We start from the raw sequence: 16,225 nt of genomic DNA, 5'->3' as shown, positions 1-16,225 counted from the left end.
CGACGGAAGCTGGCTCGGCTTTATCCTTGTACTTCATCATGACTGACTACTAGTAACCATTTTATTGCTGGACTAACATTCTCTGGCATATTTGGGTTATCACTGGAGTTACTTAATTCTTCTATAACATTATGATTCTGCCGGATGAAATTTACAATAGAACGTTCAATTTCTGCAAAATCCTCAACTCTTTTCACCAATGAAAAATAATTCCGCTTGCTAGCTATAAGTTCCTCAAGCTTTTTGTAGCTTGGAGAGTTCTTGTCTCCGCTCGACAATTCAATATATCTATGCCGCAATAAAGTTATAAGCCAATGATCATCCCATCCGAGATAGACTTGATTTAAAAAATTTCGTCCACTAAAGCTCTGGTCCCTAAAAATTTCCCATAACCAAGAGATTTCTTCTGGCTTGCGATCATTAGAGGTTGTAGAGTGGTTCTCGTGTTTGCTCAGATATTCAGTAATCAGTTCCTCTACAGCACCCTGTAAAAATGCGTCAGTTTTCACCACATGATGGTGGAAAATGACATTCCGATAAAGCGTATACCTCGCCTGAAAGAATTCTTCTAAATTTCGCAAGGCCCGAACACTTGGCAAAAACATCGGGACATTTGATGTCGACACTGTTTCTTGCGTTTGCTTTGAATCGACATATTTTAATTGGTAAAGGTATATGAGCCGCTGCAATCCTAAATTGTCGTTTCTAATACCCGAAAGTAAGGAATCACGCTGAATGTAGTCGAGTCTATCTGCATCTAAATCGCTTGCAACTAAATCGTGCAAACTTTTTAAAAGATTCTTTTCTTCTGGCGTGGACGCATTATCTCCGTTGGACAAAATTAACTTCGCGAGCGTCAAAGAAAACCATACGGTAGTCAAAATATCAGGATCCCTATTTTGATCGTTGATCTCGTCAAGAATCTGTTTTTGGAGAGAGTCGAACAAATTTAACGTCAAAAACTCATGAGGTGGGAGGTCTTTGGGTAAATTGTTGGGGCGATTTCCAATGGCTGAAATAAACTCCTCTTCAACAGCGCTGACGGGGCCTTGTTTTTTTTTCTCATTAAGTTTTAGTAAGACCTCATTGAGCGCATGCTCTGTTACATGAGAGAACGGAGGGTGTCCTAGATCATGGACCAATGCTGCAATTCTTACTGCCTGCATTGAAATTAAGAATGCTGCCCCCTCATCCTTATCTTGAATGTTTATTACGTTTTCTCCATGCGCAGTGATCCAAGGTAACCCATTGAGATGGATATATGACTCAGTTACGCTCTGGAAGTTAACTTGCGGCTTGTTGGTTAAGCATCCAAAATTATTTGCTGGAACATATCGCTTTTTTAAACAAGCTGTTAAGTCTTTTAGGAAATTATCTCTATCTTGCCTAGTGGCATTCTGAATACCGAAGGAGAACAACTTACTAGCAATCGCAGCGGCACCGAGAGAGTGACTAAAGCGGACATGATTTAACGCAGGGAAGGTTAAATATGCAGTTGAATTTTGCTTAACACCATGAAGCCTATTAAATACCGTTGTTCCAAGTATCTTCTTCTCCAACCAAGTTAATGAAATCGGGTTCTGGAGAATATCGGCAATAAAAATAGGCTTATATTTTTCTTTATTTTTCTCAACTACTTCTTTCGAGCTAACCATATGATCCTCCGATCAATCTGAAAACCAGCACAATCGGGCAACAGATTTCCGATGTCTGGTATTTAGTACGTTTGATGATGCGGTGGTAGACAAAATCAAAAACCATCGTCATGTTGGAGCATGGAAATGTCGAGTATAAATACTTGACCTTCAAGTTTTTAATTCTTGATTTACTGAAAGTCAGTTAAATCGAGAATTAGAATGACGGGTTCAGTTGTTTATCGCCTATACGCTGGCGGCAAGGCTCTGTCTATCTGTGTTTTTAAAAGCCAAACTATAAAAACTTGAATATTGAGTAAATAGCATGCCTGACTACAAGATTGCATGCTTAATCAAAGCTTTAACCGGTTTTTAGTATACTGGCTTTTGATGCAAATAACTAACGGCTAAAATTAATATCTTTTAGTAGCGGATTTGATAGATAGCTTCATACGGAACCGGTGAGTGAGGCAGAATCAGGATCGTTTACTTAGCAGTCGCCAGATACAGGAAAAATGGTTTTCTTGTGGCGTTAGTTCCATCTCCACATATTTAACATATCTCCTTTCCTTATATTGCGCTTGCAATGCATACTCTTTTTTAAGATCATTCAAGGTTGAGAAAGTACCGCGTGTGCTTACGCTCACCGTGCCGAAGTAAAGCCCCTTTACCCACTAAATCCTGCAAATCGCGGGTAACGGTGACTCTGGGCGCGCCGGTAATGCCGATGTATTTCTCCGCGCTCAATCCGCCTATGAAGCCATCCGGGCCTTCTCGAAACATTCTGGTCAAAACCTTTTCCTGGCGCGGATTGATTTGCCCACGCAGCCGGTCATAGAGCTTGGCTTTCTTAATCAAGAAATCAATCCAGGTTGAGGTATAACTTTGGGCGTTTATCACCGTGTCTGCAAAATAGAGCCGCCACGCAGTTATTTCAGTCTGCTTGTTTGCCTGTTCAAGGGCGCTGTAATAGGTTTTTTTGTCGCGTTCGATTGTGTAGGAGATGGCAATCAGCGTTGGCTGACCCAAACATTGAGAGAGCGCTTTTTCGGCAAGCGCCCGTCCGATTCGGCCGTTGCCGTCTTCGAATGGGTGGATGCTGACAAAATAAAGATGGGCAATAGCAGCGCGTAATAAAGCCGGTAGTGGCGTTTTTCCATTCGATGCGGTGGCGTTAAACCAGTCGATGAAACGCTCCATTTCCGGCATCATTTGCGCTGACGGCGGGGCTTCAAAATGTACTTTTGGGGCATAGATAGCGCCGGATACGATTTGCATCGGTTCGGCATGTGTACGGTATTGACCTATGTCAGCTAGGTCGCGGCGACCGTTAGTCAGCATTTTGTGCCATTCGAACAGCATGGTGTGGGAGAGCGGAGACTCAAAATCCCGATACACATCAACCATCATTTCCGCGATGCCTTGTTCGGCAGGAGGAATTTTGCGGTTGTCAGTGATCAGGCCGAATTGACGGCGAATAGATGACTGAAGGCTATCGCGATCAAGATATTCGCCTTCAATCTCCGATGTTTTTAACGCCTCGTTGCTGATGAGCTCGACTGTTAATTGCTGCTTGTCCCCTTCATTAAGGTGTTTGAATGCGCCGAACACAAGACCAGAACCCAGCAGAAATTGTTTCTCGCTTTCATCAAGCAGGGATTTGTCGTAGCTAAAATAAGGCCAGTCAGGTTGTTGCCAGTTCCAGATCATGAGTTATACGCCATTAGTCTATAACTCATAATATGTTCAATTATGAGTTATAGCAACTTGGTTTATAGCCCATGCCCGCATGCTAAAAACAATTCCAAACCATAGTCGCGCGAAAAGTTAGCTTGACCGAGACAGGAGCGAGCGTGTCAATCCGGCTCATAGCGAATATAAAGCTGCCCGGTAGGGATAAAACGAAAACCAACATTGTCAGCATCAATGACTGGGTTATTTTAGTTAAGCAAGCAGGCAAAAACTGTAATAAGATAGCTGCAGTTTTTATTTTTAATAAGAGTCTCTTTATGCGACGTTTTATCTTACTGAGTTTGCTTGCCTTTCCGGCTTATGCTGTCGATGAGCAACCGCCGAGGCTTGAGGCTGTGCCGGAGGTTCCTGAACCGCCTTTGCCGGTGCAAAACGGTGAAACCATGGAGCCGGATATTACCATTATTCGTAAAGGTAAAGACACGATCCAGGAATACCGGCGCGGCGGCAGGCTTTATATGATAAAAGTCGTGCCCGCTGTCGGCCCGCCTTATTATTTTCTCGATACCAATGGCGACGGCAAAATGGATGTACGCCGCAACGATTTGGATAATGGCTCTGACATTAATATGTGGAAGTTGCTGGAATGGTAAGCGCTTAAATCAGTGTCGGTATTTACTCGCATAACACGCCCGCAACTCGATCAATTCTTTAGCGCTTATACCCTCGGTGAAGTTATCGCTTTTGAGGGTATAACGGACGGCATAGACAATACCAATTATTCGGTCACCACCACGCAGGGCGGTTTCGTTCTGACTCTGTTTGAGTCGTTGGCTGCCGATGATTTGCCGCATTTTGTAAAGCTATTGTCGCATCTGGGCAAAAACAATCTGCCTTGTCCCTGTCCTCAAAACGACCGGCAGGCGAATGCGTTGCGTCAGCTTAACGGCAAACCGGCTGCGGTATTCAGACGTTTGCCGGGCATAGCAACGGCATCGCCCTCGATTTTACATTGTCAGGAAATCGGCTTGCAGCTGGCAAGTTTGCATCGTTGCACGCAGGATTATGTTTTTCCGGTAAAAAATAGTAATGATTTAAACTGGTGCGAAATGGTGTCGAATAAAATAGGCGCTCATTTGTCGGTCACAGATCGTGAGCTGATTAATGATGAGTTGGTTTTTCAGTCTGAAAACAGTCCGGTTAATCTGCCGCTAGGCGTCATTCACGCCGATCTGTTCAAAGATAATGTATTGTTTGTCGATGACCGGCTCAGCGGGCTATTGGATTTTTACAGCGCCTGCACCGATACGTTGCTGCTTGATGTTGCGATAGCGGCTAATGATTGGTGCTGCGATAACGGCATCGTTAATGCCGAAAAGCTCACTGCGTTGTTAGCGGTTTATGAAAGTCTGAGGCCATTGGAAGCGCTGGAAAAAAGACATTGGTCGATTATGCTCAGGGCGGCGGCGTTGCGTTTTTGGCTATCGCGCCTGGAACATCAGTGTTATCCGAGGCCCGGCGAACTAACCCAGCAAAAAGATCCGCTGACTTTTCGACGTATATTGCTGCAACATCGGCAACAGACTTATTTATCGAGTAATGAAAATATTTTTAACCTCAGGAGTACAGCATGATTAAGTCTTTTCACATGATCTTTATTTTATTATCCATCTCCAGTTTTGTCGGCAGGGTTTATCTGGCGGAAAAACGCCCGGAAATGCTGGAGCAGAAATGGATTAAAATCGGGCCGCATATCATCAACAGTTTATTGCTGATTACCGGCTTTACGCTGGTTTTTCAAGGCTCATGGCTGTCGGGCGAGTACGGCTGGATTGTCGCTAAACTAATAGCTTTATTGGGATATATCGGTCTGGGTATTGTTGCTATCAAGAGTCAGGGCGACTTGCGTTGGAAAGCATTTGCAGGCGCTATTGCCTGCTTTATTTATATCGGGATAGTCGCGGTCACCAAGAACGCATTTTTCTTTTTATAGTAGATTGAAAAAACGTTACAAACAAAATTCAACTTTACTGATTTGTTGATCCAGCCAAAACAAGAGATCTTTGCCTTTGCGAAACCGGGTTTCATCAAACTCAAGGGCTTGGTTGTCGGTTAATGTCACCCAGCGGGACAGCTGATTTTTTAGCTGTCCCTGTTCGCTGACCGTAAAATGATAGCGCTGCGTCAGCTGTTCGAATAACTTGGGTTCAGGCACAGTTATTATCTTCGCCAGACGGCTTAATTCAGCCAGTAAGGTTTCAATCGTTGAGACATGGGCGCCTATTAATGCAGCAACCTGCTTGGGTTGGATGTTTTCCGCAGGCGATGCTTCATTATCTGAAATAACTTTGAGGCAGTGGATCAATTCGCCGGACGAAAACCGTACCGCGGTTTCATAAAATGCCGACGCTTCCATATCGCAAAGATGTTGCGAGTCGTAACCAAGCTGCGGCCTTGATACCGTTTGAATGCATGCGGTTGGGCAAGGTGGTGTGAAAACCAGCGGCGGGTAGTAGCTTTTCCGGCTATCGACATCGGTGATTTTGTCGATTAAAAACAGGCGGCCTAAGGCATGGTCAATATGCCCGGCGATACCGATATTAACCAGCACCGGATGTTCAACTGAAGCAAACAAAGCCTGGGTATAAGCCAATCCGGCAGCCATTGCGCTTTTTCCCAAGCCGGTTACCGTCAGGCAAATGTCCTGACTGAAATAAACCGCAAACGGTTGAACTGTCGTATTTTTCTTTAATTTGAAATGCTCGATCAGCGGCTTGGCCTCGCAGGGTAGCGCGGCGTAGATAAAAATTTGGGGCGGCTTTTGTCGCGTCATTCAGAGGGTCAGCAGCATTTTATTAATGATAGGTGGCAAAAAGCGGCAAGGCCGCGCGGCATAAAAGTCGAAACGGTGAGTTATCAGGCGTTCCAATTTCGAACGTAATTATCCATTAAATAAAGCATTGGTAACACAATAATAAAAGCAACATCACCGAGAAATATTAGAGCGGTTAGTGGTTACCGATTCGGGATATCTGCAATTCGGTTCTAATGGATCGTCTTTTTGACTCAAATTATCCATAATAATCGATTGCGCCGTGGCTTCCGCATCGGTGATTTCATCGGTAAAGATATCTGTCTGATACTCCGGTGTAGTCACTGCCGCCAGTGAAGCACTCAGGAGCTGCCCCGATTCCTTGACGTCGATTGAGGTCACGGTGGAGAGTCCCGGGCGAATGGGGTTTTTCAGTATTTCATCTTTCCGTAATGCGATACGTACGGGAATACGTTCTACGATATGAATAAAATTTCCGACTGCGTTATCCGGGGGCAATAACGCGAAGACACTGCCGGTACCGGGTATCAGCCCTTCTACCGTTCCATGATAGATGTAGCTGTTCCCGTAGAGATCGACACTAATCTCTGCCGGCTGGCCGGGCCGTATCCGCCCTATCTCTGTCTCCCGCAAGTTCGCCTCTACCCACAGATGCTCCAAAGGAACAAGGGTCATGAGCTGATCACCCGGTTGAACCCGGTTGCCGACCTGAGCCTTGCGCATGGACACATAGCCGGAGACGGGCGCATGGATTTGCTGCCGCGAATATTCAAGATAGGCGGCAATGAATTTATACTTAGCCGCCTCGACGTCCGGATGCAAAATCTTACTGGTTCCTCCTACTTTCGCTTCTATGGATTTGAGTTCCGCCTCGGCCTCTCGCATCTCGGCTTCGAGGGTCAGCGCCTGATCTTCGGCGTTTTGCATGACCTGCTCGGATACTGAACCGGTTGGAAGTGCTTGCCGAAACCGAATCACATCATGGCGCACACGGGCAAGCCGAGCCGAGCTGGCAATGAGTTTTTGGCATATTTGCCGGTGCGTAGAAAAAACAGCGCCGATCTCGCGCACGGCCTGCCCCAGCTCGCCTTTACGCTGGCCTAAAGCGGTCTGCGCGCGATGCTGATCGAGACTCACCAGCAGATCGCCCTTGTTTACATACTGACTTTCCTCGACCAATACCTGCGTGACGATACCCGTTGCATCCGCTTCCACCGGAATAAGATTGCCGGTAATGAATGCATTATGGCTTACAACCCGGAAACGGCTGCAGTGCCACCAATAAACAGCAAACGTTAAAGCACTTATGACCATTACTAGCAAGACTATCAATAGATAGCGTTTGCGGCGGGTACGAATAATCTTGGAATGAGTTTTCATAGTTATTAATATTGGCAGTACCGGATTTTAATTTCGATTCGAATCTATACTCGCCCAAAGGCTGCGATGACTTACCATGGCAACCAACTGAGCTGTTTTTGTTCGTGTTTCTGCTGGATAGGCTGGAGATCATTGAGGTACCCGCCGCCCAATGCTTCCATCAAATCGACCATCGCAATCAGTTGATCGGATTCCAAATTCTTCAAAGCATATTCCTGGTCCAGCACGGTATGCCGGCGGGCCAACATCGCCCGGCGATCATCCAAACCGCTACGAAAACGCACTTCAGCGAGACTCAGCTTTTCATGTTGCGCAGATAGCAAGCGGCCGTGTGCTTCGAGGATGGCATGTGTCTCCCGCCAACGGCTCAGGCTATCGGCCACCTCCTGTACGGCGCGTAACAAGGTTTCATTGTAAAGCTCCACTGCGCCATCGTATTCCGCTCTTTGCGCCGATAATTCCCCGCGTAGACGTCCGCCTTCAAACCAAGGGAGCCGTAGACCAGGCGCGATCCCGTAAGAGAAGCTGGATCCTGAGAACAGAAGATTGGCGAGAGAACTTGCACCCTTCGTCATTCTGAGAGCGTTCACGCCGGCAAATGCAGTCAGATCGATGGTAGGCAAAAAGCTGGCTTTAGCGACCTTGACCCGTTGCGCCGCCGCCTCGGTTCGGTGAAGGGCGGAAGCGAGATCAGGGCGCTGGCTGAGCAGTTCCAGCGGAAGTTGCAGAGGCAAGCGCACTTTATCCGGGCTAATCGCGGTGTCTGCGAACAGGTTTTGTGTCGAGTCGGGCCCTTTGCCTATCAACCGGGCCAGCAGGTTGCGCTGAATATCCAATTGATCCCGGATACCGGCTTCGCGCTTATTTATCTGCTCTAATTCAATAGTCGCCTGTTTCACCGGATCGGCGGAATCCAAACCCAGCTGCAGCCGGGTCTCGTCCATGCTGAGTAAGTCGCGCCGCAACTTAGCCATGTCATGCGCCAGATCAAGTTGTTGCCGTAGTGCGATTCCATGGATATAAGACCGCGCAATTGCGGTAGTCAACTGAAGCAGAGCTTCGGCCAGTTCCGCTTTCTCGGCTGCCGCTTCGCCCAGCGCCGCTTCCATTGCGGCGCGATTTTTCCCCCAGAAATCGAATTCGTAGCGGAAGTTGAAGGGATTAATTTTGCCGAAGACGATATTCGCTCCCGCCGCCTCTTGGCGGTTGAGCGCGGCAAAAACGCCATTCTCTGAAATACGCGTATTCTCAAACTCCGCTTCAGCATCCAGGAACGGCAACAGCCTTGCGCCTTCTACGCGAACCAGGGCTTGCGCTTGACGCAATCGCGCCGCCGCCATCTTGAGGCCGATGTTATTCTTCAGCGCGGCATCGATCAGGCCGTTCAGCTCTGAGCTGCCGAATTCCCGCCACCAGCGTTCGGGCGGCCAATGCCCTGCAGCAATAAGCGACGGATCGTGACCGGTATCGGATAGCGTATGTTCCATGGGAGGGGATTCCATGAACTCGGCCGATTTCTCTCCTGAAGGTATCCAGGCGCAGCCGGACGTTAACAAGAGCATAAACCCGATAGTGAACCCAAAAAGGAACAATCGATACAGCGTAATTTGACGAATCATGGTTCCACCATAATCTCTTCCGCCCGAATATCCCCTAGTTCTTTCACCGGAGTTGGATGAAGCGGTTGATAGGTCGGATAAGCCAGCCACACCAGTCCGGCCAATCCGGTGAAGAGGAGGCTTGCCAGCAGAAAGGCGTCGTTCAATGCCAGAATGCTTGCATGCTGTTTGATGAGGGTTAGGAGTTTGCCATTGATCATGGCTTTATCAAGGCCGGAGGCCTCCAATCGCGAAGAAAACCCTTGCAGCAAATCAATAGAAGCAAATTTTCGTCCCCCGAAATGATCCGCCAATTGAAGCTGATGAAAAGGAGTGCGCCGAAACAGCACGACGCCTTGTAAGGTAATGCCGAATACACCAGCCACAACCCGCAGAAACCCCGTCTCTTCAGCCGCACGTATTTCGTTGCTTCCAGATAGTCCGTGAAGAGTCAGCCGGGTCAGCGGCGTGAAAAACGAACCCAGAAAAAAGCCGAGCAGCAACATGGGCCAAAAAATTTGATCGAATGAGCCGGGATCATCGAACAAGCCGATCCAATAAAAAGTCAAGGCGAAACCTAGCAGATTCAGGCTGACCAGCAACCGAGCGTCGAGGTTTTTTGGCAGCTTGTGCATCGCTAAAGTCACCGGCAACGCAAGCAGGATCATGGGGAGGTAAGCCATGCCCGCCAAAAATGAAGAATACCCTAGCAATACTTGAAGCTGAACAATGAATACAGAAAGTAGTCCCTGAATTGAAAGAAATCCGGCGGAAAGACAAATCACTCCTATCGTAAAATTACGGTGAGAGAAAAGCCGTATGTTGAACGCCGGGTGGCGTTCATCGAATTCCCAAATAATCAAACAGGGCAACGCTACGATGAGGACGATCAGCATGCTGCACACGAATGGCGAATTAAGCCAGTCAAAATCGTTACCCAGATTCAGCATGGTCTGTATGCTGCCGAGCACCAAAGCGAGGAGAACAAAACCGATGTCATCGAAACGCATGTATTTACGCTCGAAGCCCCGTCCGGCCAACAATGAACCTGTAATCCCGGCGATGACCAAGGCAAGGGGGACATTCAGATAAAACAGGTAGCGCCAACCAAGTTCGTCGGCTATCAGGCCGCCGATCGGAAAGCTGATCGTAAAAGGCATCAGAGTGATAAGCCCCCATATTCCCAGGCCTAATAGTTTCAGTCGGTCGGTATACTCTTTCAATAACAGGGACTGTCCGATATAGAGAGTAATTCCACCCGAAAACCCGAGAAGAATGCGCGCCGGAACAAACAACCACAAGGTTTGGCTGATCGCACATAAATATGAAGCAAAGGCATACACGACAAACGCCGCGATAAACAAACGATAGTCACCATATCTGCCGGATAGCCAACGTGCGATAGGAAAGGCCAACGCCAAGGCAATGATGAAGTATGTCTGACCCCAGGTACCAAAACTCGGGAACACGCCTCCCAGATCACCGGCAACATGAGGCAACAACGCAATATAGGCCCCGACATTGAACAGCACTATTATGTGTCCCAGACCGAGCACGATATTAAACAGGATAAAGCGCCAACCGCGCAGGCGTTTTGCGTAGGCGGTGGTCATGGGGTTAACCTGGCAGCTGCTGATTGGCCGGATGCCTTAAGCGGCAGCCCAAGACGACTTAACCCATCAGCGACCAGTTGTGCGCCCATATCGGCCACCAGCAGCTTGAATTTTTCGGCTTCAGCATTGAGCAGGCTTTCCGGCGAGTTTTCAGCAGAGAAGGTTCTCGCACTGATTCTTCCGATGACTTGCCGGGTATTGGGATCGATCAGTTTGATCAACACCTGCAATGATGTTTGTGCATTAAAAATTCTATAAGCATCGATACCCACTTCTAATACCGCATCGACATGTTCCAATCCATGCTGTCGATAATCAACGGTTGACCTATTCTGGTCGTACCATTGCTCTATGGCATTACGCCAATTACCGAGGTTGGCGGTACGATCCCCGCTTGCAATCGGCAGAGGGTAATAATACTTGCTCAGCATTGCTCTGATTCTTTCGCCATTCAGTTGCGAGACCGCTTTCTCCGCCAATATGAAAGTTGGCATCCAACTCTCTCGAAACGATACTGTCGGTTCCAGGCCGGCGGTTTTTTCCATTGAGGCCGGAGCTTGGGGAATATCGGCTATCGGCACAATGTCATCTTTACTCACCAAGCCGGCGATGAGTACTCCGCCGGGATTCTTGTAGATATTTTCTTTCAGAAACAGATAGTCTGGCATGGATTGGTACTCATATTGACTGTACACGGGAAATCGGGTTTCAATCAGATCAGGAATGACCTCCAGAGGTGGCGATTCCACCGGTACCACAAGCATCGTGTGTATTTCAGCGATTTTGTGGGTCGAAGGTTTGATCGGTACAGCGGTGCAACTACTCAATATAAAAAGTAGTGTAAGTAATACGTCGCAGCGATTCATAGTTGCCAAGGATTGCTGTGCATGAAGCAATTTTTCATATAGCGCGTTACTCTTTTCAGTCCGCCAGGCAGTAAGATTGTTTTGCATCATTTTTTCCTCTAGGCAGCGTTAAGGGCACAAGCATTAAGGAAGCGCTGATTAAATCCTTCGACAGGCTCAGAACGAACGGTAAGTTGTTGATTCTGTTTGTGACAAGCTTGTCGAACCATGAGTGGAATCGATTTGTTCAGTGCTTCCTTAAGAGAAGTGGAATTATTCGTCGGCATTCATTTTCTGCCTTATCGCTTTTCAGGGCGATTAAAGCAGGACTGCTGGAAATTTATTCATCTTCATGCTGCTAATATAAAAACTTCCTGTCGTATAAGACAAACGATATTTATTGGACATTAGTATCGATATATCCGATATTAACGACATGGACATAGATCAGATCAGAACTTTTTTGGGGGTAGTCGCCAATGGCAGTTTTCTGGAAGCGGCCAATAGACTGCATGTCACTCAATCGACCGTGAGTACCCGGATACAGCGGCTGGAATCCTATCTGGGCGTTACCCTGTTTGTGCGCAATCGCTCCGGCGCCGCGTTGACGCCGCCAGGACATCGCTTTTTGCGTCATGCCAAATCCCTGTTATTAACATTGGAGCAGGCGCGACATGACATTGGCTTACCCAGCCGTTTTCGCGCCAGTATCACCGTGGGGGCTCGCATCGCTTTATGGGAAGGACTGTTGCCTCAATGGGTCGGCACACTGCGGGAGCAGGTCCCGGATATTTCCATTCGTAGCGAAATCGGCTTTGAAGAAGATTTAATGCGGGCGCTGATCGAAGGCAGGATGGATGTGGGTTTGATGTACACGCCACAACATAATCCCGGCCTTCAGATTGAGCATTTATTTGATGAGACGCTGGTGCTGCTGACCACCGATCCGGACAAACCCTGGCCGAATGATGATTACATTTATGTAGACTGGGGGGCGGCATTTTACGCGCAGCACAGTATGAGTTACCCTGACCTGGAACGCCCACCTCAGGTGGTCAATATCGGCTGGTTGGGTGTTCAGTTAATCCTCAGCAATGGCGGCTCATGTTTTCTGTCTATGCGTATGGCAGAGCCTTTAATCCAGACCAAAAAGTTGTTTCATGTGCCTGGCAGTCCGCAATTTAAATTACCCGCTTATATGGTTTTTCCGCGCGACAGCGATTCCATTGTATTAGGGCAGGTGCTCGATAGCTTGCGTTCATTGGCCCTTATCGAGCAACAAAAAGCGATGACGAAATAGACTGCATTTGAGGCGGGCGGTTATCCGTTAGTCTCCAACATGCAGGCAACGAATCGATTTCAGTTTTAACGGCCAATCGTTTTAGTAGGCGATGAAAAATGAAGAAAGTGGATAGGTCCCGAATGCTCTTGCGCCAAAGCGTCGGCATTAAAGGCTGCTCTTCGCGTTGCGGCAGATAATGACAAGAACCTTGCGCTTCAGAGATGGCTAATTGAGCGCCTATTTCCAATTCATCGTAGACCCAGCTGCTGAATTGACCGTGGGGCAAGCGGCGAATATGAAATTCCGGGGTGTTCTTGGGTAGCTGGATATTTGCAATCGAATAGCTGCGGGCCAAGCCATCGGGGCGTTTTAAATTAAAACTGAGCGGCGAAAACTGAGTTTCATATTCCAAAACCAAATGTACGATATCGGGCGTTAACAGCTGTTTTTTGATAACGAGGGCTTCAATTGAGGCGCCCTGCCGGTTGGGTAAGGCAACGGTCATAGCTAGCCTGCTGAGCATGACAAATACAAGCCAGAAAATAGTTTAAGGTATCTTTAAGGCCGACTTGAGCCGAGACAGGTGGAGAGTTATCAAGACTGCGTATCATGCAGGCTTGGCAAAGACCTTGGCGGCAACCATTAGGCACCTGTATGTTTTCCCTTAACAGGGTTTGCAATACAGTCTCATTCGGTTGACAGGGAAATGTTGATCCATCAACAGTTATGCTTCGCATGGTCTCCACCTGGAGTTTCAGTTATTTGCCTAAAACATCGTTACGTGTGCTTTCTGCAATGGCGGCAGCTTGAGCGATCAGTTCTTGCGGTACGTTTAATTCGGTTAATGTTGCGCCAAGGTGTTCCATGACGGCATCAAAATGACTTGCATTCAAGCCCATTTTGACAAGACGCGCATGTGCAGAGCGCATATCGGTACCGCTATAATTATTTGGCCCGCCGAATGCCATAGTCAAAAAGGCTTTTTGTTTGGCAATTTGCTTTTCCATGTCGGAATTGTCGAAAAAACGGTTAATGCGATAATCAGCCAATACTTTACGATAAAAAATATCTACAGCGGCATTAACAGCCGCTTCGCCGCCGAGTTGTTCATATAGTGATTGGCTTGAAGTTGTTTCTTGTGAATCGCTCATTATTGTCTCCAGTGTTGTGTAGTGTCATTATTCTTATCTAAGCAAACTTGCTCATAGAGAAGTTTATAACAACAGACGATTTTTTGCTATATAAAACTTTTACAAGTTATATGTGTCATAATGAGTTATTATTACTATATGTTCAACGATAAAGTCATGACAAAAGGATAATCCGCTAATGCTTCAAAAGATAAGTTCCCGCCAACATCAGATACTTGAGCGCTTGCTGGAAAGCAGGAATGGCTTGAGTGTTGATGAGCTGGCTAAAGCGCTGGATATTTCCAGAACGGGTGTGCAGCAGCACTTCGTTGTTCTGGAACGGGATGGTTACATTAAGAAAAGCACGCTCAATAAAACGGCCGGGCGTCCGGTGACTATTTATGTGATAACCGACAAAGGCAATAATTATTTTCCAAAGCAATATGCCTGGTTTTCAGAATTAATTCTTAGCGATTTATTGGAGGAAATAGGCCCTGATCGATTTAAAGCCTATATGCAAAAACTGGGTAGTAAGCTGGCGGATAAACTGCGTAGCAAATTTGAAGGAAAAAATTTGAACGAACGCGTTGATGAGCTGGCTATGGTCATGACCGATCTGGGTTTTCAAGTGAAGTTGGATATAGAGCCCGAAACGGAAAGCCCAAAGATGGAGGCTTATAATTGCATTTATCACGATCTGGCACAAAAACATCATGAGATTTGCGAGTTCGACCTAGCGCTTATGTCCTCATTGCTGGACAAAGAAGTTGAACAGTCAAGTTGTATGGCTAAAGGCGATTGCAACTGTAGTTTTAAAATCAAATAATCTAAACGGCGTCTACTGCATAACGTTTAATCAGTTGTCGGTAATAGTCGGCTTCATCGGTTTTGCCGCGTTTTATAACGCCGTTGAGGTAAATATTCGTCTTCTTTAACAGCATATTGACCGCCGCCTGCCGGTTTTGGTCGGACAATTGCCCTGCATCGATAATTTTCTGTAAGGCTTCGATCCGAAACCGGTCCATGCCCCAGAATGCGTGGGATAGCTGGTCTGCATGGCCGCCATGTTTGTTGATTTGCGGTTGCTCGACCAATAAAACCGGGTAATTGGCGGTGATCCTGAGCCACAGGTCATAATCTTCGCAGGCTGGCAGTTGGGCATCAAACAGGCCAATGTCGGTGAATACCGTGCGATGAATCAACATCGTGGACGGCGACATCGCGCAGAGCGGCAAGCAATGGTTAAATATCCAGCCGCCGGTTTTCGCGTATTTTTGAGGCACGTCGACCTGAATTCCATTTCGCACCCAATTTTCTTCGGTATGGCAAATCTTGTATTCAGGATTGATAGCCAGTGCCGCCTTCTGTTTTGACAGCTTTTCAGGTAGCCATTCGTCATCGGAATCCAGAAAAGCCAGCCAGTCGCCTGTTGCTTGTTGTATGCCAAGATTGCGTGCCGCGCTGACTCCGTGGTTCCGCTGATAGTAATAATTTACCTGAGGAAATTCCTGACGGAGCATGACTTCTGTGCCATCGGTCGAGCCGTCATCGATTACCGCAACTTCGGCCGGTAATAAAGTTTGGGAATATACGGATGACAGCGCCCGTTTGAGTAAATGGCAGCGGTTGTAGCTGGGAATAATAACTGAAATATTTATAAAATTACCTTATTTTTTAATTAATTGTTGCGATTTCATGATAATCGACATAAATTAAAGTCACTAACTCAATATAGGAGGTGCTCATGTCGATTGCAGTGCAAGCTAACCCGGAAAAAAAACAGCAGGCCTATCAACTGATAGCTGAATTACAAAATGAAAGGCAAGAGGTTTGGTCTTCATATTGTCATATTGCCGAGCTAATACCTAAAGCAGCGAATCAGGCGGTAAGGAAGAAGCTGGCCCAATTTTCAGAAATACTGATTGATTATATTTCTCTTGGTCATTTTGGTGTTTGCGAATGTTTGTTCGCAGACGCGGACAGTCAAAATCCTGCGTTATCATCGGTCGCAAAAGAAATTTATCCGGCATTGTCATTTACTACGGAAGCGGCGGTATCGTTTAATGACAAATATGAAAATGATACAACTGCAACTATTTCTGATGACCTGAAACAGGACCTGTCCGCCTTAGGTGAAAGTTTGGCAAAAAGAATCGATTTGGAAGACCGGCTTTGTGAGTTGATGCTGCAATAGGGATTTTGATGCTGATCACAAAAA

General features: G+C 47.0%; 17 protein-coding genes. 6 read left to right on the top strand and 11 right to left on the bottom strand.

Going from position 1 to position 16,225, the window contains the following annotated elements; translation table 11 throughout:
• Nucleotides 1-20 precede the first annotated feature (20 nt).
• Together V7051_RS17545 and V7051_RS17540 are read right to left on the bottom strand one after the other, a co-directional pair.
• Nucleotides 21-1,655, bottom strand: coding sequence for a hypothetical protein (locus V7051_RS17545; protein WP_333877093.1), 1,635 nt, complete (start codon nucleotides 1,653-1,655; stop codon nucleotides 21-23).
• 585 nt (nucleotides 1,656-2,240) lie between these two features.
• Nucleotides 2,241-3,344, bottom strand: a complete 1,104-nt coding sequence (locus V7051_RS17540) for a Fic family protein (RefSeq protein ID WP_333877091.1) — start codon at nucleotides 3,342-3,344, stop codon at nucleotides 2,241-2,243.
• A 299-nt stretch (nucleotides 3,345-3,643) separates the two neighbouring features.
• On the opposite strand from V7051_RS17540, the gene V7051_RS17535 reads away from it, so the two are divergent.
• The 3 genes from V7051_RS17535 to V7051_RS17525 are packed head-to-tail and all read left to right on the top strand — an operon-like array spanning nucleotide 3,644 to nucleotide 5,319.
• Nucleotides 3,644-3,979: a DUF2782 domain-containing protein gene (locus V7051_RS17535; RefSeq protein ID WP_333877089.1), complete on the top strand. Its 336-nt coding sequence runs from the start codon at nucleotides 3,644-3,646 to the stop codon at nucleotides 3,977-3,979.
• A gap of 12 nt (nucleotides 3,980-3,991) precedes the next feature.
• The gene (locus V7051_RS17530; protein ID WP_333877087.1) at nucleotides 3,992-4,960 is read left to right on the top strand and encodes a homoserine kinase; all 969 of its coding nucleotides are present in this window, start codon (nucleotides 3,992-3,994) and stop codon (nucleotides 4,958-4,960) included.
• A complete protein-coding gene (locus tag V7051_RS17525) occupies nucleotides 4,957-5,319 on the top strand; it encodes a SirB2 family protein (RefSeq protein ID WP_333877085.1) in 363 nt (120 codons plus the stop codon). The genes V7051_RS17530 and V7051_RS17525 overlap by 4 nt, the downstream gene beginning before the upstream one ends.
• A gap of 15 nt (nucleotides 5,320-5,334) precedes the next feature.
• Here V7051_RS17525 and V7051_RS17520 read toward each other — a convergent pair whose 3' ends face one another.
• The 5 genes from V7051_RS17520 to V7051_RS17500 all read right to left on the bottom strand — a co-directional run bounded on the left by V7051_RS17520 (nucleotide 5,335) and on the right by V7051_RS17500 (nucleotide 11,706).
• Complete coding sequence (locus V7051_RS17520) at nucleotides 5,335-6,159, bottom strand: phosphorylase family protein (protein ID WP_333877083.1); 825 nt, start codon at nucleotides 6,157-6,159, stop codon at nucleotides 5,335-5,337.
• Between the two features lie 153 nt (nucleotides 6,160-6,312).
• Nucleotides 6,313-7,539 (bottom strand): HlyD family secretion protein, encoded by a 1,227-nt coding sequence (locus tag V7051_RS17515; RefSeq protein WP_333877082.1) that lies wholly within the window; start codon nucleotides 7,537-7,539, stop codon nucleotides 6,313-6,315.
• A gap of 71 nt (nucleotides 7,540-7,610) precedes the next feature.
• Nucleotides 7,611-9,158, bottom strand: a complete 1,548-nt coding sequence (locus V7051_RS17510; RefSeq protein WP_333877080.1) for an efflux transporter outer membrane subunit — start codon at nucleotides 9,156-9,158, stop codon at nucleotides 7,611-7,613.
• The gene (locus V7051_RS17505) at nucleotides 9,155-10,750 is read right to left on the bottom strand and encodes an MFS transporter (protein WP_333877079.1); all 1,596 of its coding nucleotides are present in this window, start codon (nucleotides 10,748-10,750) and stop codon (nucleotides 9,155-9,157) included. Before V7051_RS17505 ends, V7051_RS17510 begins: the two co-directional genes overlap by 4 nt.
• A complete protein-coding gene (locus V7051_RS17500) occupies nucleotides 10,747-11,706 on the bottom strand; it encodes a hypothetical protein (protein ID WP_333877077.1) in 960 nt (319 codons plus the stop codon). The genes V7051_RS17505 and V7051_RS17500 overlap by 4 nt, the downstream gene beginning before the upstream one ends.
• 289 nt (nucleotides 11,707-11,995) lie before the next feature.
• Here V7051_RS17500 and V7051_RS17495 point away from each other — a divergent pair, with 289 nt between their 5' ends.
• Complete coding sequence (locus tag V7051_RS17495) at nucleotides 11,996-12,895, top strand: LysR family transcriptional regulator (RefSeq protein WP_333877075.1); 900 nt, start codon at nucleotides 11,996-11,998, stop codon at nucleotides 12,893-12,895.
• Here V7051_RS17495 and V7051_RS17490 read toward each other — a convergent pair.
• Genes V7051_RS17490 through V7051_RS17480 form a run of 3 tightly spaced genes read right to left on the bottom strand, consistent with a single transcriptional unit; the run spans nucleotide 12,864 to nucleotide 14,028 of the window.
• Nucleotides 12,864-13,382 (bottom strand): FAD-binding oxidoreductase, encoded by a 519-nt coding sequence (locus V7051_RS17490; protein WP_333877073.1) that lies wholly within the window; start codon nucleotides 13,380-13,382, stop codon nucleotides 12,864-12,866. The two genes, V7051_RS17495 and V7051_RS17490, sit on opposite strands and share 32 nt — an antisense overlap.
• Nucleotides 13,342-13,614, bottom strand: a complete 273-nt coding sequence (locus V7051_RS17485) for a 2Fe-2S iron-sulfur cluster-binding protein (RefSeq protein WP_333877071.1) — start codon at nucleotides 13,612-13,614, stop codon at nucleotides 13,342-13,344. Before V7051_RS17485 ends, V7051_RS17490 begins: the two co-directional genes overlap by 41 nt.
• A gap of 21 nt (nucleotides 13,615-13,635) precedes the next feature.
• Complete coding sequence (locus V7051_RS17480) at nucleotides 13,636-14,028, bottom strand: group I truncated hemoglobin (protein ID WP_333877069.1); 393 nt, start codon at nucleotides 14,026-14,028, stop codon at nucleotides 13,636-13,638.
• Nucleotides 14,029-14,206: 178 nt separating this feature from the next.
• On the opposite strand from V7051_RS17480, the gene V7051_RS17475 reads away from it, so the two are divergent.
• Entirely contained in the window at nucleotides 14,207-14,833 is a 627-nt protein-coding gene (locus tag V7051_RS17475; RefSeq protein ID WP_333877068.1) for a helix-turn-helix transcriptional regulator, read from the top strand.
• A 1-nt stretch (nucleotide 14,834) separates the two neighbouring features.
• Here V7051_RS17475 and V7051_RS17470 read toward each other — a convergent pair whose 3' ends face one another.
• The gene (locus V7051_RS17470; protein ID WP_333877097.1) at nucleotides 14,835-15,608 is read right to left on the bottom strand and encodes a glycosyltransferase family 2 protein; all 774 of its coding nucleotides are present in this window, start codon (nucleotides 15,606-15,608) and stop codon (nucleotides 14,835-14,837) included.
• A 143-nt stretch (nucleotides 15,609-15,751) separates the two neighbouring features.
• On the opposite strand from V7051_RS17470, the gene V7051_RS17465 reads away from it, so the two are divergent.
• Nucleotides 15,752-16,201: an Rsd/AlgQ family anti-sigma factor gene (locus V7051_RS17465; RefSeq protein WP_333877066.1), complete on the top strand. Its 450-nt coding sequence runs from the start codon at nucleotides 15,752-15,754 to the stop codon at nucleotides 16,199-16,201.
• Nucleotides 16,202-16,225: the final 24 nt, after the last annotated feature.

It is taken from the genome of Methylobacter sp., from assembly GCF_036845245.1.
In the GTDB taxonomy this organism is placed as follows: Bacteria; Pseudomonadota; Gammaproteobacteria; order Methylococcales; family Methylomonadaceae; genus Methylobacter_A.
This window is presented reverse-complemented; position numbering and strand designations above follow the sequence as displayed.

What these genes read in the sequence shown, in the direction of transcription:
- V7051_RS17485 (WP_333877071.1), bottom strand. Translation starts at nt 13,614, where the DNA reads ATGCGAAGCATAACTGTTGATGGATCAACATTTCCCTGTCAACCGAAT.
- V7051_RS17525 (WP_333877085.1), top strand. Translation starts at nt 4,957, where the DNA reads ATGATTAAGTCTTTTCACATGATCTTTATTTTATTATCCATCTCCAGT.
- V7051_RS17510 (WP_333877080.1), bottom strand. Translation starts at nt 9,158, where the DNA reads ATGATTCGTCAAATTACGCTGTATCGATTGTTCCTTTTTGGGTTCACT.
- V7051_RS17535 (WP_333877089.1), top strand. Translation starts at nt 3,644, where the DNA reads ATGCGACGTTTTATCTTACTGAGTTTGCTTGCCTTTCCGGCTTATGCT.
- V7051_RS17545 (WP_333877093.1), bottom strand. Translation starts at nt 1,655, where the DNA reads ATGGTTAGCTCGAAAGAAGTAGTTGAGAAAAATAAAGAAAAATATAAG.
- V7051_RS17505 (WP_333877079.1), bottom strand. Translation starts at nt 10,750, where the DNA reads ATGACCACCGCCTACGCAAAACGCCTGCGCGGTTGGCGCTTTATCCTG.
- V7051_RS17465 (WP_333877066.1), top strand. Translation starts at nt 15,752, where the DNA reads ATGTCGATTGCAGTGCAAGCTAACCCGGAAAAAAAACAGCAGGCCTAT.
- V7051_RS17515 (WP_333877082.1), bottom strand. Translation starts at nt 7,539, where the DNA reads ATGAAAACTCATTCCAAGATTATTCGTACCCGCCGCAAACGCTATCTA.
- V7051_RS17540 (WP_333877091.1), bottom strand. Translation starts at nt 3,344, where the DNA reads ATGATCTGGAACTGGCAACAACCTGACTGGCCTTATTTTAGCTACGAC.
- V7051_RS17490 (WP_333877073.1), bottom strand. Translation starts at nt 13,382, where the DNA reads ATGACCGTTGCCTTACCCAACCGGCAGGGCGCCTCAATTGAAGCCCTC.
- V7051_RS17480 (WP_333877069.1), bottom strand. Translation starts at nt 14,028, where the DNA reads ATGAGCGATTCACAAGAAACAACTTCAAGCCAATCACTATATGAACAA.
- V7051_RS17500 (WP_333877077.1), bottom strand. Translation starts at nt 11,706, where the DNA reads ATGATGCAAAACAATCTTACTGCCTGGCGGACTGAAAAGAGTAACGCG.
- V7051_RS17520 (WP_333877083.1), bottom strand. Translation starts at nt 6,159, where the DNA reads ATGACGCGACAAAAGCCGCCCCAAATTTTTATCTACGCCGCGCTACCC.
- V7051_RS17475 (WP_333877068.1), top strand. Translation starts at nt 14,207, where the DNA reads ATGCTTCAAAAGATAAGTTCCCGCCAACATCAGATACTTGAGCGCTTG.